This is a genomic window from Streptomyces sp. NRRL S-646, assembly GCF_000720765.1.
GTDB lineage: Bacteria > Actinomycetota > Actinomycetes > Streptomycetales > Streptomycetaceae > Streptomyces.
Genome location: NZ_JODC01000011.1, coordinates 416015 through 429817, shown reverse-complemented (window position 1 = coordinate 429817; position 13803 = coordinate 416015). Strand labels below are relative to the sequence as shown.

14 protein-coding genes are annotated in these 13803 nt (G+C 70.0%); 9 read left to right on the top strand and 5 right to left on the bottom strand.

Annotated elements, in window-relative coordinates; all coding sequences use genetic code 11:
• Positions 1-50 precede the first annotated feature (50 nt).
• On the top strand, positions 51-695 hold the full coding sequence (locus tag IH68_RS0130705; RefSeq protein WP_030941472.1) for a hypothetical protein: 645 nt from the start codon (positions 51-53) through the stop codon (positions 693-695).
• Positions 696-826: 131 nt separating this feature from the next.
• On the top strand, positions 827-1159 hold the full coding sequence (locus IH68_RS0130700) for a DUF2516 family protein (protein WP_030941470.1): 333 nt from the start codon (positions 827-829) through the stop codon (positions 1157-1159).
• 155 nt (positions 1160-1314) lie between these two features.
• Here IH68_RS0130700 and IH68_RS0130695 read toward each other — a convergent pair whose 3' ends face one another.
• From IH68_RS0130695 to IH68_RS0130685, 3 genes are all read right to left on the bottom strand, one after another.
• Positions 1315-2619 carry a PP2C family protein-serine/threonine phosphatase gene (locus tag IH68_RS0130695; RefSeq protein WP_030941469.1) on the bottom strand — a complete coding sequence of 435 codons (1305 nt, stop codon included), beginning with the start codon at positions 2617-2619 and terminating at the stop codon, positions 1315-1317.
• A gap of 296 nt (positions 2620-2915) precedes the next feature.
• Positions 2916-4013: a C40 family peptidase gene (locus IH68_RS0130690; protein ID WP_030941468.1), complete on the bottom strand. Its 1098-nt coding sequence runs from the start codon at positions 4011-4013 to the stop codon at positions 2916-2918.
• Positions 4014-4202: 189 nt separating this feature from the next.
• A complete protein-coding gene (locus tag IH68_RS0130685; protein ID WP_030941467.1) occupies positions 4203-5009 on the bottom strand; it encodes a hypothetical protein in 807 nt (268 codons plus the stop codon).
• Positions 5010-5446: 437 nt separating this feature from the next.
• Between IH68_RS0130685 and mshA the strand changes: the two genes are divergently transcribed.
• The 3 genes from mshA (at position 5447) to IH68_RS0130670 (ending at position 9051) form a co-directional block, all read left to right on the top strand.
• Positions 5447-6784: a D-inositol-3-phosphate glycosyltransferase gene (gene mshA / locus IH68_RS0130680; protein WP_030941465.1), complete on the top strand. Its 1338-nt coding sequence runs from the start codon at positions 5447-5449 to the stop codon at positions 6782-6784.
• The gene (locus IH68_RS0130675) at positions 6777-7277 is read left to right on the top strand and encodes a YbjN domain-containing protein (RefSeq protein ID WP_030941464.1); all 501 of its coding nucleotides are present in this window, start codon (positions 6777-6779) and stop codon (positions 7275-7277) included. The genes mshA and IH68_RS0130675 overlap by 8 nt, the downstream gene beginning before the upstream one ends.
• 109 nt (positions 7278-7386) lie before the next feature.
• Entirely contained in the window at positions 7387-9051 is a 1665-nt protein-coding gene (locus tag IH68_RS0130670; protein WP_030941460.1) for a glycosyl hydrolase family 28-related protein, read from the top strand.
• Positions 9052-9068: 17 nt separating this feature from the next.
• On the opposite strand, the gene IH68_RS0130665 is transcribed toward IH68_RS0130670, so the two are convergent.
• Positions 9069-9716, bottom strand: a complete 648-nt coding sequence (locus IH68_RS0130665; RefSeq protein ID WP_030941459.1) for a class I SAM-dependent methyltransferase — start codon at positions 9714-9716, stop codon at positions 9069-9071.
• A 42-nt stretch (positions 9717-9758) separates the two neighbouring features.
• A complete protein-coding gene (locus IH68_RS0130660) occupies positions 9759-10562 on the bottom strand; it encodes a helix-turn-helix transcriptional regulator (protein WP_030941457.1) in 804 nt (267 codons plus the stop codon).
• Between the two features lie 49 nt (positions 10563-10611).
• Here IH68_RS0130660 and IH68_RS0130655 point away from each other — a divergent pair, with 49 nt between their 5' ends.
• The 4 genes from IH68_RS0130655 (at position 10612) to IH68_RS0130640 (ending at position 13412) form a co-directional block, all read left to right on the top strand.
• Complete coding sequence (locus tag IH68_RS0130655) at positions 10612-11037, top strand: DUF2000 domain-containing protein (RefSeq protein ID WP_030941456.1); 426 nt, start codon at positions 10612-10614, stop codon at positions 11035-11037.
• A 309-nt stretch (positions 11038-11346) separates the two neighbouring features.
• Entirely contained in the window at positions 11347-11571 is a 225-nt protein-coding gene (locus IH68_RS0130650; protein WP_030941454.1) for a hypothetical protein, read from the top strand.
• 228 nt (positions 11572-11799) lie between these two features.
• A complete protein-coding gene (locus IH68_RS0130645; protein ID WP_159403743.1) occupies positions 11800-12036 on the top strand; it encodes a hypothetical protein in 237 nt (78 codons plus the stop codon).
• Between the two features lie 443 nt (positions 12037-12479).
• Positions 12480-13412, top strand: a complete 933-nt coding sequence (locus IH68_RS0130640; RefSeq protein WP_078912673.1) for a ribosome-inactivating family protein — start codon at positions 12480-12482, stop codon at positions 13410-13412.
• Positions 13413-13803 lie beyond the last annotated feature (391 nt).

The following is a 13803-nucleotide window of genomic DNA, read 5'->3' as shown; positions in this document are numbered from 1 at the left end:
CCGCGGCACCCAAAACCCTCAGCTGCAAGCGACCCGGGAGGACCATCACCATGGCCATCACCGACGACCTCCGCAAGACCCTCAGCGACCCGACGCCGCTCTACTTCGCCGCGGGCACCGCCGACCTGGCCCTTCAGCAGGCCAAGAAGGTGCCCGGCATCGTGGAGCAGCTGCGCGCCGAGGCCCCGGCCCGTTTCGAGGCCGTCCGCACCACCGACCCGAAGGCCGTCCAGGAGAAGGCCCAGGCCCGTGCCAAGGAGGCAGGCGCCAAGGTCAAGGAGACCCAGGAGAACCTCCAGTCCAAGGTCACCGAGTTCCTGGCGACCCTCGACGGCGACATCAAGAAGCTCGGCTCCACCATCGACGCCGACCTCAAGAAGATCGGCGAGTCGGCCCAGGACTTCGCGCTGCGCGGTGTCGGCGTCGCCGCCGAGTACGCCGTGAAGGCCCGCGAGACCTACGAGAAGGTCGCCGAGCACGGCGAGCAGGCCGTGAAGACCTGGCGCGGCGAGGCGGCCGAGGAGATCGAGGAGCTGGCCGTCGCCGTCGAGCCGAAGGCCGAGCCGGCCGAGGAAGGCGCCGCCAAGCCGGCCGAGGCCACGGCCGCCTCCGCTCCGGCGAAGAAGACCGCCGCCAAGAAGGCGCCGGCCCGCAAGACCACCACCGCCAAGAAGACGACGCCGCCCGCGAAGTAACACGGACGGGTGATCGGTAACGGGTCGGGCACTCCTGGAGCGCCCGGCCCGTTGTGCGGGTAGCCGGTGTTCGGGAACGGGTACGGTGACCGCGTAGGAACAAGCCGAGTCTGGTGGTGGACGTAGTGCTGATGCAGGGTTTTGCAGGGTTGATGTGGCTGCTGAGCATGGCCCTGATCCTTTTCAGCGGCTTCGCGCTGATCGACGCGGCCGTCCGCCGAGAGGACGCCTACCGCGCAGTCGGCAAGCAGACCAAGCCGTTCTGGCTGATCATCCTCGCCATCGCCTTCGTGGTGAACATCATCTTCCCGATCCTGTCGTTCCTGCCCGCCATAGGCCTGGTGGCCAGCATCGTCTACATGGTCGACGTCCGCCCGGCCCTACGAGGCCTGGCAGGCGGTGGCCGTAACCGCAGGGGCTCGAGCAGCGACGGCCCTTACGGCCCGTACAACGGCGGCCGCTAGCAGCGCGCCCCATTAGGGGCGCGGGGCTGTATCGATGTGCGGCTCCGCCGGCGATGGGGGTCCCCCCGCTCGAGCGAAGTCGAGAGTGGGGGAGCGACCAGCCCCAACGGACGGGCAGTCGGCATCCGACAGACCCCACAACGGCGGGTTCCCGCTCAGACCCCCCGGTCCAGCAGCAGCACCGCAACATCATCCGTCAGCTCGCCCCCATTGAGCTCACGAACCTCGTTCACGGCAGCCCGAAGCAAGGCTTCGCCCCGCAACCCCTCGGCCAGCTGCCGCCTCACCATCTCGACCATCCCGTCCTGGCCCAGACGTTCCAGCCCCTCCCCGATCCGGCCCTCGATCAGCCCGTCGGTGTAGAGCATCAGACTCCACTCCCGCCCCAACTCCACCTGCATCCGAGGCCACCGCGCACCCGGCAGCAGCCCGAGGGCGGGCCCGTTGTTGTCGTACGGCAGCAGTTCGGCCGTCCGCCCCGGCCGGGCGACCAGCGGCGACGGATGCCCGGCCAGACACAGGCCGGCCCGCCGCCCGTCCGGTGAAATGTCCACCGTGCACAGCGTCGCGAAGATCTCGTCGTCGGACCGTTCGTGCTCCAGCACCTGCTGCAGTGTCCCGAGCAGCTCGTCACCGCACAGCCCCGCCAGGGTGAGCGCACGCCAGGCGATCCGCAGCTCCACGCCGAGCGCCGCCTCGTCCGGGCCGTGCCCGCAGACGTCGCCGATCATGGCGTGCACGGTGCCGTCCGGCGTCCGTACGACGTCGTAGAAGTCACCCCCGAGCAGCGCCCGCGACCGCCCCGGCCGGTACCGTGCGGCGAACCGCAGCGACGAGCCCTCCAGCAGCGGCGTGGGCAGCAGCCCCCGCTCCAGGCGCCGGTTCTCCTGCGCCCGCACCCGGCCCTCGGCGAGCCGTCGCTCGGCCGTGTCGGAACGTTTCCGCTCCACGGCGTAGCGGATCGCCCGGCTCAGCAGCCGGCCGTCCAGTTCGTCCCGGAAGAGGTAGTCCTGGGCGCCGACCCGCACCGCCTCCGCACCGCGCTCGGCGTCGCCGGACGCGGTGAGCGCGAGGACGGCGTGCCGGGGCGCGAGCTCCAGTACGTGCTTGAGCACGGCGAGCTCGTCGTCGTCATCGCTGCGGCCGGGGGCCGGCAGCGCGAGGTCCAGCAGGATGCAGTGGACGTCGTCGGTCAGCAGCCGCGCGGCCTCGGTGAGGTTGCGGGCGGTGCGGACGCGGATCGGACGTCCGGCCGAGTCCTGCAGTTCGGGTATGACGGTGGAGCCGCCGGGATCGTCCTCGATCAGCAGCAGCGTCAGGTTTGTGGTGGTGGCGGCGTTCTTGTCGACCGTGGCTTCCTTGCGCGGGGTCTGGATGGAGGTGCCGCCTGCTTGCGCGGCCTGCGCCTGACCACTCTCCGCAGCCGGGATCGCTCTCTGCCGCGGTATGGGTACGGGCATCTTGTTGAGTTCCTTCCCTCCCCCCGAGGGCACGCGGAGCGAGAGATCTCGATCCACCGACGGGGACCATAGCGGGTGCCGACGCCGTAAAGGAATGGCGTGAGACACGCTGCTTGGCCAGGCGCCACTGTCATATGCCGCGATCCGTACTGCAGTTGGACAGGAGGGGCACGGGGCAGGAATGACGAACGTCACGTCCGCCGTGGGTTTGCCGGGGTGTTCGGGGTGCAGTGGGTCACGTGACGGGGTTCACGGTCCGCCCCACCCGCCCTCATATGTCCCTGAACCGCCCGTCCTCACGCGTCCGGCCGGACCACCCCGAGGATCGGCATCGACCCCGCGCCCGTGATCGTCACCGTCCGCCCGGGCCGTGGGGCGTGCACGATCGCGCCGTCGCCGATGTACATCCCGACATGGCTGGCGTCGTCGAAGTAGATGATGAGGTCGCCGGGCCGCATGTCCTTGATGTCGACGTGCTGCAGCTGCTTCCACTGCTCCTGCGAGGTGCGCGGAATGGCATGCCCCGCAGCCGCCCAGGCCTGTGAGGTCAGCCCGGAGCAGTCGTACGTCTTCGGGCCCTCGGCGCCCCATTCGTACGGTTTTCCGATCTGGGCCGTGGCGTATGCGACCGCCTTCTTGCCCAACTCGGACGCCTTGCCGTTGATCTCCTCGAGGATCCCGGAGTCGAGCCAGGCGGTCTGTGCCTCGAGGGCGGCCTCCTGCTCCAGCTTGGCGAGGCGCTCCTTCTCCTTCTTCTCCAGCCGGCTCTCGAGCTTCTCGGCGGCCGCGATCTGCTTCTTGATCTTCTTTCGGGCGGCGTCCTTCGCCTTGCGGTTGGCCTCCAGCCTCTTCCACTGGTCGGCGGCGTCCGCGGCGTACTGCTTCAAGTCCTGCTGGGTGCGGGTCATTTCCGTGATCAGGCCCTTGGTCGCGCGCTCACCCTGCAGCACCCGGCCCGTCCCGTCGAGGAACTGCTGCGGGTTTTTGCTGAGCAGCAGCTGGGCCTCGTCGGGCAGTCCGCCGGTGCGGTACTGGGCGGCGGCCGCGGCGCCCGCCCGCTGCTTCAACTCGTCCAGCTTCTGCTGCCCCTTGACGATCTTCTGCGCCAGGTCGACGATCGCGGCGGACTGCTGCTTGGCCTTCTCCTCGGCCGCGTTGTACGAGTCCGTGGCGACGCCGGCGTCGTGGTAGAGCTGGTCGAGCTTCTGGCGGATCGCCTCAAGGTCCTTGCCGGCCGCGGAAGTCGCGGAGGCGGACGCGTCCGGAGAGGGAGACGTGCTGGGGGAGGGCGTCCGGCCGGCATTCGCGAACGCCGTCCCCGGCGCTGCCAGCACGGTGACCGCGCAGACCACGGTCACGGCCATCGCGATGAGGCCGCGCTTGCCCGTACCCATACCGCTACCCCCAAATCTGATTTACCGTCAGTAACTTACGACGCCTGGGGGATCGTGCCACGCCGACGCGCAAAGCGACAGAGCCGCACGCAAGTCGGATTTCCCCCCTCCTCGCCGTACGCGATCTCCCCGCCTTTGTGACGAACGACTCACGGAGATCGTTCCCCGCAGGTCAGGGGTGAGGACCGGTCAGCCGCGGGGCGCCAACGCCTCCCAGGCCACCGTCACTTCGCCCTGCCGCCACCGCCCGGCCCCGTCCGCCACCGGCCAGTCGGCCGTCAGATCCCGCACCGCACGCATCCAGCGCTGGCGGGCGCCGTAGGAGGCGTAGGGCGCGGCGGCGGACCAGGCCCGGTCGAAGTCGCGCAGAAAGGCATGCACCGGTTCGCCGGGAACGTTGCGGTGGATGAGCGCCTTGGGCAGCCGCTCGGCGAGGTCCGACGGCCAGCCCAGCGAGCCGAGCCGAGTGGCGAAGGTGACCGTCCGCGGCCCCTCGGGCCCGAGCGCGACCCACACATGCCGACGCCCGATCTCGTCACAGGTCCCCTCGACCAGGAGCCCGCCGCGGGAGGAATCCGTGGGTGGGGCCAGCCGGGCGCACAGCCGCCGCCACACCGCGGCAACCTCGGCCTCGTCGTACTGCCGCAGGACATTGGCTGCGCGTACGAGATGAGGCCGCTGGGGAATCGGGATCTCGAACCCGCCATGCCGGAAGACGAGCCCCTCCCGCTCGTACGGCTTGGCCGCCGTCACCCGGGCCGGTTCGATCTCGACGCCGACCACGCGCGTGCGGGGCGCCGCCGTGCGCAGCCGGGCCAGGAGCTCGACGGCCGTCCAGGGCGCGGCGCCGTAGCCGAGGTCGACGGCGACGGGATCCACGGCACGGCGCAGCTCGCCGCCGTGCACGGCCGCGATCCAGCGATCCATGCGGCGCAGCCGATTGGGATTGGTGGTCCCGCGTGTCACGGTTCCCACCGGACGGGCGCGGGATGTCATGCGTACGAGGGTAAAGGGCCCCGCACTGGCGCAACGGCGAGCAGGGGACGTGCCGGGGGTGTCCGCCCGCAGCGGCGGGCGTCCGCCGCCGGCACGTCACCGCGAACCGGCAACCGCCCGACCGAGGACGGACACCCCCGGCGCGGCCCCGACCCACGACGACCGAGTAGTGCGCAACGCACACCCCCACTCACCCGCACAGGCCGCCGCAGGCATCCGCACCCAAGCCCTCAACGCACCCAAGCCCTCAACGCACCCAAGCCCTCAACGCACCCAAGCCCTCAACGCACCCAAGCCCCGAACAGTTGAGCGACCCACGGTAATGTCCAGGCAAAAATCCCCGCCCCCGGAATGGGAGCCCTCCCCCCGATGTTGCACCCCCTTGGAGGGCGCCCCACACCCTCCCCCCGGCATGCCCGCACAAGGAGGACCGCCACGTGAGCCAGTACGTCAGCAGGCTCGGGCGACGCTCCCAGGCAACGCCCCCGCGGCTGAGGCTGCACCGCCGCCCCCGCCGCGTAGCCATGCTCTCCGTGCACACCTCACCGCTCCACCAGCCCGGCACGGGCGACGCCGGCGGCATGAACGTCTACATCGTGGAGCTGGCGCAGCGCCTCGCCGCGATCAATATCGAGGTCGAGATCTTCACGCGGTCAACCACCGCGGCCCTCCCCCCGACCGTCGAGCTGGCCCCGGGCGTCCTCGTCCGCCACGTCGACGCGGGCCCGTACGAGGGCCTGGCCAAGGAGGAGCTCCCGGCCCAGCTGTGTGCCTTCACGCACGGCGTGATGCAGGCCTGGGCGGGCCACCGCCCCGGCTACTACGACCTCGTGCACTCCCACTACTGGCTCTCCGGCCACGTCGGCTGGCTCGCCGCCCAGCGCTGGGGCGCCCCCCTGGTCCACGCCATGCACACCATGGCCAAGGTCAAGAACGCCAACCTGGCCGACGGCGACACCCCCGAGCCCGTGGCCCGCGTCATCGGCGAGACCCAGATCGTCGAGGCCGCCGACCGCCTCATCGCGAACACCGCCGAGGAGGCCGACGAGCTCGTACGGCACTACTCGGCCGACCCCGGCAAGGTCGCCGTGGTCCACCCGGGCGTCAACCTGGACCGCTTCCGCCCGGCCGACGGCCGCGCCGCCGCCCGCGCCCGCCTCGACCTCCCGCAGGACGCCCTGATCCCCCTCTTCGCGGGCCGCATCCAGCCCCTGAAGGCGCCGGACATCCTGCTGCGCGCTGTGGCCGTGCTCCTCGAAGAGCGCCCGGACCTCCGCTCCCGCATCCTCGTCCCGATCGTCGGCGGCCCCAGCGGCAGCGGCCTCGCCAAGCCCGAGGGCCTGCAGAAACTGGCGTCCCGCCTGGGCATCGCGGACGTGGTGCGCTTCCACCCGCCGGTCGGCCAGGACCAGCTCGCGGACTGGTTCCGGGCCGCGTCCGTCCTCGTCATGCCGTCCTACAGCGAGTCCTTCGGCCTGGTCGCCATCGAGGCGCAGGCAGCCGGCACCCCGGTGCTCGCGGCCTCGGTCGGCGGACTCCCGGTGGCCGTGAGCGACAGGGAGACCGGTTTCCTCGTACGTGGCCACGATCCGGCCGACTACGCGCGCGTGCTGTCCGACTTCGCCGACGACCCGACGCTCGCGTCCCGCATGGGCGCGGCCGCCGCCCGGCACGCGCAGTCCTTCGGCTGGGACACCGCGGCCGCCACGACGGCGGACGTCTACACGGCCGCGATGCAGTCGTACCGGCGTCGCGTACGCTCCCACCATGGCTGATGCAGAGAAAGCGGCCCAGGTGATCGAGGGTGTCCTCAAGGACGCCGAGCTCGAATGGGAGAGCCCCGCCCCCGGCAACTACGTCGTACAGCTCCCCGGCACCCGGAAGCTCAAGACGACAGTCTCCCTCCTCGTCGGCCGCCACTCCCTCTCCGTCAACGCCTTCGTCATCCGCCACCCCGACGAGAACGAAACCGGCGTCCACCGCTGGCTCCTGGAGCGCAACCTCAAGCTGTACGGCGTGAGTTACGCCGTCGACCAGCTGGGCGACATCTACGTCGCGGGCAAGCTGCCCCTCTCCGCCGTCACCCCGGACGAGATCGACCGCCTCCTCGGCCAGGTCCTGGAGGCGGCGGACGGCAGCTTCAACACACTCCTGGAACTCGGCTTCGCGTCCGCGATCCGCAAGGAGTACGCATGGCGGGTGGCCCGGGGGGAGTCGACGCGGAACCTGGACGCGTTCACGCATCTGACCCAGCGCTCTGCTGAATAACTCCCGCACACCCCCTTTCCGACCACCGGCCCTCGTGGCATGCTCACGGCCGACGCAGATCTGAACGTCGTTCACATCCATGGAAATTCGCATGGAAAGGACGTACGGAATGAGCACGGCGCACCAGGGCATGACCAGACGGAGCCTTCTCGCCGGCGCCACCGCGGTGGCCGCCGCCACAGCGACCGGAACACCCGCCTCCGCCGCCCCGACCGGCAGTCAGGTCCCCGGGATCTGGCGGGAGTTCGCCCGCACGCCCTTCACCCACCCCCAGATCCCGTACGTCGGCCGCGTCGGCTGCCACGGCGGCGCGGCGCGCTTCCCCCGCCGCCCCGCCGTGGCCGACGTATGCGACTACGGCGCCGAGCCGGACGGTTCGACCGACTGCGCTCCTGCGATCAACCGCGCCGTCGCCGCCGCCGGGAGGGCCGGCGGGGGCACGGTCACCATCCCGCCGGGGACCTTCCGCATCGACGGCCTCATCCACATCGGATACGACAACGTCGTGCTGCGTGGCGCCGGAAGCGGCCGTACGACGCTGTACGCGACGAAAAGCCTCACCGAGCTGATCGGTGTCTACGGCTCCCGGTACGGCGGCACCAAGTCGGCCTGGTCCTGGGCGGGAGGCCTCATCTGGCTGGCGCCCACGGCCCGTTGGGACTCACTCGTCGCCGCCATCAAGGCCCAGGCCTGGCCCTTCGAGGGCTGGACCGGCAACAGGCGGGACGAGTGGGAGCCCTTGACGGCCGTGCAGCCCGCGCGACAAGGGGACTGGACGGTGACGGTCGCCGACCCGTCGCGCCTGCGCCCAGGCCGCCTGGTCCTCCTGCGCATCGCCGACGACGCCGGCCACACCCTCCTCCAGCACATGTCGGGCGGCGGCCCCGGCCCGGCGGCGTACTACTGGCAGGACAAGACCAAGCTGCTGTCTTACGTCCCCTACGAGTGGCCGGTCCGGGTGGCCCGCGTCCGCGGCCGCAGAGTCACGCTGGAGCGCCCGCTCCCGCTCGACCTGCGTCCCGAGTGGAACCCCCAATTCACCACGCACGTACGTGAGTTGACCGGAGCCGGCGTCGAAGGCCTCACCCTCGACGTCATGGACACCCCGCAGTCGCCGCACCTTCTCGACAAGGGCTACAACGGGGTCGCGCTGCAGTGCGCGTACGACTGCTGGGTGGACGACGTGACCGTCCGCAACGTCGACAACGGGTTCGGCCTGGTCGCCGCGTCCTCCTGCACCCTGCGCCGCACAAAGGTCGGCGGCCGCGGCGAACACCACCCCTACTTCTGCCGCGAGGGCTCGCACGACAACCTGATCGAGGACTTCACGATCGAACAGCGCACGGTCCCGGCCCCGGAGGGGACGCAGTTGCACGGCATCAACGTCGAGGGCCTGTCCTCCTACAACGTCTGGTCGCGCGGCGACATGCAGATGGGCACCTTCGACTCCCACCGGGGCCTGCCCTTCGCCAACGTCCGCACCGACATCACCGTCGACAACAACGGCCGCCACGGCGGCGACGCGAACGCGGGTCCCCTCTACGGCGCCCGCTTCACACACTGGAACGTCCGCGTGACCAACGGCAGGGCGGGCCTGGTGAAGATCGACGGACTCGCGCCGTACTCCGCGACCGTCGGCGTCAACGAGGTCACGGAGTTCGACCAGACCGACGTCCCGGACTTCACCGGGGACCTGCATGCGCGGCTGGAGCTGTATCCCACGACGGACGAGGTCCGGCCGCGCAACCTGTACGAGGCGCAGCGCGAGCTGTAGCCGGCCCCGGCTGCCGGTCAGCTCGGGCGGAGGGTGTCGTAGCCGATGAAGTCGAACATGCGCTGCCCGGGCTTCAGCGGACGGGGCTCACCGGTGAATCGGTGGGAGCCGACGCCGTAGCCCAGGCTGGGGTCGGACACCCACAGCTGCTTGAAGTCCCGTTCCTCCAGCCAGGCGCAGATCTGGGGCACCAGGTCGGGCTCGAAATGCCGGGTGCGGGTCCATACGACAGTGCCGCCGGGTCGGCAGAGTTGCGGGAGGTGGTCGATCGTCCGCTCGACATCGGCGTCGACCAGGTTGCCCAGCACCCCGCAGACGAGGACGAGGTCGGCGGGTACGAGAGGGGCGTAGTGGTCGGTCAACGAGGCGTCCCCGGCGAGGACTTCGACGTCCGGCAGCCCCGCGGCCCGTGCCGCGGCCCGCGCCACCGTGACGTTCCGCTCGTCCAGCTCGACCAGCCGGGCGCGGACGTCGGCCCGTCGGGGGTGGTCGTGGAGCACACCGATCAGGTCGCGGCCCTGGCCGGCACAGAGGCTGACCGCGGTGAGCGGGCCGGGCGGGGCCTCGTCGAGGGCGAGCCGGATGCGTTCCCGGACGAGGGCCAGGCGTCGGGCGAAATAGGAGTGGGGGGAGTCGTACGCGTCGTGCCACTCATGCCAGTCCATGAGCCGGACGATATGGCCGCGGGCCTCGCAAGGGTGTCCTTGTCACACCTTCTTCGCATAACGCCCCGGGGTCACCCCCACCAACTTCCGGAAATGCCGGGTGAGATGGGACTGGTCGAAGAACCCGGTGGCGGACGCGACCTCCCCCGGCGACCGGCCGTCGAGGAGAAGCCGCCGGGCGCGGTCGACGCGGCGGGAGTTCAGGTACTGGTGCGGTGCGATGCCGTACGCGGTGCTGAACGCCCGTACCAGGTGGGCGGGATGGGCGTGGACGAGCCGCGCGGCCTCGTCGAGGGTGAGGCCGTCGACGACACGCTCGTCGAGGAGTTCGCGCAGGCGGCGGGCGAGGGCGGGATCGGGCCGGGGGATCTCGGCGCCGGCGTTCGGCCGCAGCTGGGACCGCAGCCGCTCCCCGATGAACGTCAGCCTGCTCTCGGCCTCCAGCTCGTCCCCGGCGTGCGCGAGGGCGGTGTGCAACTGGCCGACGCGCCGCCGCAGCACGGGATCGCGCAGGTCCGGCTGGTCGACGGCGGCCCCGATGAGGTCCTCGCGCAGGTGGGTGGCGTCGAGATAGAGGACGCGCTTGCGGAAGCCGTGCGGGGTGGCGGGGGAGCCGTTGTGCGGGACGTGCGGCGGGAGGAGGGTGACCGTGTCGTGCGGGGTGCCGTGCTCGTGCCGGTCGAGGTCGTACCGTACGGCGCCGTCGTCCACGATGAGCAGTGTCCACGCCTCGTGGACGTGCATCGGGTAGGCGTACTCGGTGAAGTGCGCGTGGAAGACCTCCACGACACCGGGTATCCGGGGGCGCCAGGCGGAGACCTCCTGCCGGGGGCGCTGAGCGGCCATGCAAAGAACGTACAAGACGGGGTCGTACGGCGGTCGGCAGTCTCGGTGCATGAGCACTGAACCGATGCGCTTCGACACCAAGATCGCCGTCCTGCTGCGGGAGGACCTGGAGCCCTGGCAGCGGCTGAACGTGACCGCTTTCCTGGTCAGCGGCCTGGGGACGGCGGTTCCCGAGGTGATCGGCGAGCCGTACGAGGACGCGGACGGCGTCGGGTACCTGCCGATGTTCCGCCAGCCGGTACTGGTCTTCGAGGGGACGAAGGAGACGCTGACGGCGGCGCACGGGCGTGCGCTGTCCCGGGCGCTCCCTCGGGCGATCTTCACGAGCGACCTCTTCACGACCGGCAACGACCGCGACAACCGGGCGGCGGTACGGGCCGTGGGGACGGGTGAGCTGGACCTGGTGGGGATGGCGGTCCACGGGCCGAAGAACGCTGTGGACAAGGTGCTGAAAGGGGCGCGGATGCATCCGTGACCGAATCTGCACAGTGAATGCGCAACCGCGGCGCGAGTGGGTTCTGTTGATGCGGAGTTGTCCTGTTCGCGGCGGCCGGGGCAATAGCTGTCGCCTTCCTGTGCGGCGCCCGGTGTAGAGAAGCTGCCCCCAATCCGTGTGCATGCCCACACGCTTCGGTGGCAGACCGTTTCAACAGCCCAGCTCCGGGCGCCTTCGCACTGGATGCCGGGCACGCTCCGTGGTTTGATCCTCTGCACCGAGCCCCGCCTTCTGTCCCCCGCGGGGCCGCTCCCCCTCTGGCACATCCATGCGAAGGGCAGTTTCCCCATGAACTCCGCTCCCCAGGTTCAGACCGCCGAGATCTCCGACGCCGACCTCGACGCCGTCTCCGGCGGCCTGGCCCCGCAGGTCTCCCTCACCGTCGGCTCCACGACGCTCGGCACCGCGGACGTCCTCGCCGAGGTCGACTCGCTCAAGGCGACGGCCCTGGGTACCCTCGGCGGCACCCTCGGTGCCCTCCCGCACCAGGTCGGCGTGAACGCCAGCATCTGACCGCCCGGCCGGCGACCTGACAGCGCCGGCACCGGTCGACAGCCACGGCGACAAAGCCCTCCACCGGCGGAGAACCGCAGGTGGGGGGCTCTGTCATGTCTTCTTCTACGTCCCTGCGGGTGGCGCCATGTGCGCCGCATTCGGGTGCTTGTGTGCACATCGGTGCTTCTGGCACCGGGGCTTGGCGGCATACCTCCGGCAAGCACACACCTACCGAAGGAGACGCTTATGCGTGCACCTGCCGTGCTGGCGGCCATCGCGCTCGCCGGGACAGTCCTGCTCGGAGGCGCGGCCCAGGCCCTCGCCGACGGCCCTGACGACGTGTCGACCAACGACGTGGGCAGGGTCGCGGGCGACAGCGACGAAGTTTTTGGTCCTGCCTCCCACACCAATGCCAATCTCAACCCGGGCGCAGCCGAGTCTCGCGAGCTCGGGGGGACTTTCGACTGGGCTTCCGGGCGCTGACTGCCGGGCCGTGATTTCTTCCCCGCCCCGCACCGTGACGTTCGGTGTGGGGCGGAGGATTTTCCAGGCATTTCCGCCACCGAGTGTGATCAATCAACTCCACACAGGTGATAAACGCGTTGATTAGCCGCTCGGAATTTTGATTGGCCCCCCGATTCGGCTCGCTGAACAACCCCCGCCCCCCGGAAAGTCGGTTGCGTTCCCAACCGAACAGAAGGGAGCAGATGTCCACCTTGAGCGGAACTGCTCAAGACGCCGGTCCGCCTCGCACCCCACGCTGAGGCAACCGCCGTGCATCACCTGGGTCCCACCCGCCACAGGGAGGATCCGGGCCCCCCACATGGCGCCCATGTCCGCGCTGCACGCCACGTCGTGCTGCCGCACGTCCGGGCAAGCGCAGGACAACGCGGGCACGGTGCGCCATCCCACATCAGGAGAAGCACATGAGTACTGAGATCGCAGTCGGCAGCCCTCTGCGCGGCCGACGCAGGAGAATGACCATAGCTACCGTCGGCGCGGTACTGCTCGCACTGTGCCTGGCCCTGCTCAGCCCCCTCGGTGCCGCGAAAGCCTTCGCGATCGATGACGCGCGTGACGTCACCTGGGACATCAGCCAAGGCCGGTCCGGCTACGCGCAGATGATCAAAGATGTCCGCGGCCGAGTCGAGCAGCAGGCGATCTACGGAAGCGGCTCGTCGGGGACGGTGTATACCACCGACACCAACGCCCAGGACTACTTCCTCGTCAACGTGTTCGACGGGCCCAACCTGCTGACCCGGCTCGTCCTGAACGCCCACAACCTGTATGTGCAGGGCTACTACAATCCCAACGACAGCACCTACCACTACACCGCGACCGCGGACCTCCGGGACGCGAACTGGCTCCCGTCCACGTCGGCGAACCCGCGGATTGCAGTCCAGCTCCCGTTCTCGGGCAACTATGCCGGCACGACCAGGTTGCCGGACGGCACAACGGCGCAGGGCCTGACCAACTTCTCCGGCAACTCCAAGACGAGCCCGATATTCGCCACCCGCTATGCCCGCGACAACGCGAACGTGCTCGCCGACACGAACCAAGCAGACAGCAACAGGGCCGGAGCGCTCCTGTGGTTCGTTGAAGCTGTCGCCGAGGGCGCCCGGTTCAACGCCATCTCCGACCGGATCATCAACGGGTGGAACGACGACTGGGGATACAGCTTCGACTGGGCAGACGACGGCCTGACAACCAACTGGCAGGCGATCGGCGACAACTTCCAGCAGCGACTCAACAATCAGAATGTGCAGCCGCCCGCCCCGATCGGCCGGTACAACTTCCAGACAATCGCCAACACCGCGGCCATCTACTTCCTCATGCTGTTGTACAAAGCAACCACCTGACAGCCTCTGTGCTCAGCATCAGCGTTCGTGATCCGCGCACTGGACGGCTGAAGCGTCGGCCCTCGGACGGCCACCGGAGAACACCGGTGGCCGCCCGAGGGCGCTTCCGTGCGCTGCTCAGCCTGAGTGCTCAGGGTGTCCTTCAGGGAGTGCTGCAGTCATGGCAGCGTCCTGGGGGGCTCCTACTTCCTCGGTGGTCAGGCCCTCGCATTGGGATGCCAGTCCCGGCGGGGGCCGTCGCATGTCTGCGGTTGTGTTGCGCCGAGACTAGGGCAAGCAACGGGCCCGAAATCCAGCTGAGTTGGCGATGTTCACTCGCGAGGGTGAGTGCGCGCTGCGGGCGGGAGGGGTGGGGCTTGGTTGGGTTTTTCACCTGACGTCTTGCGAGGAT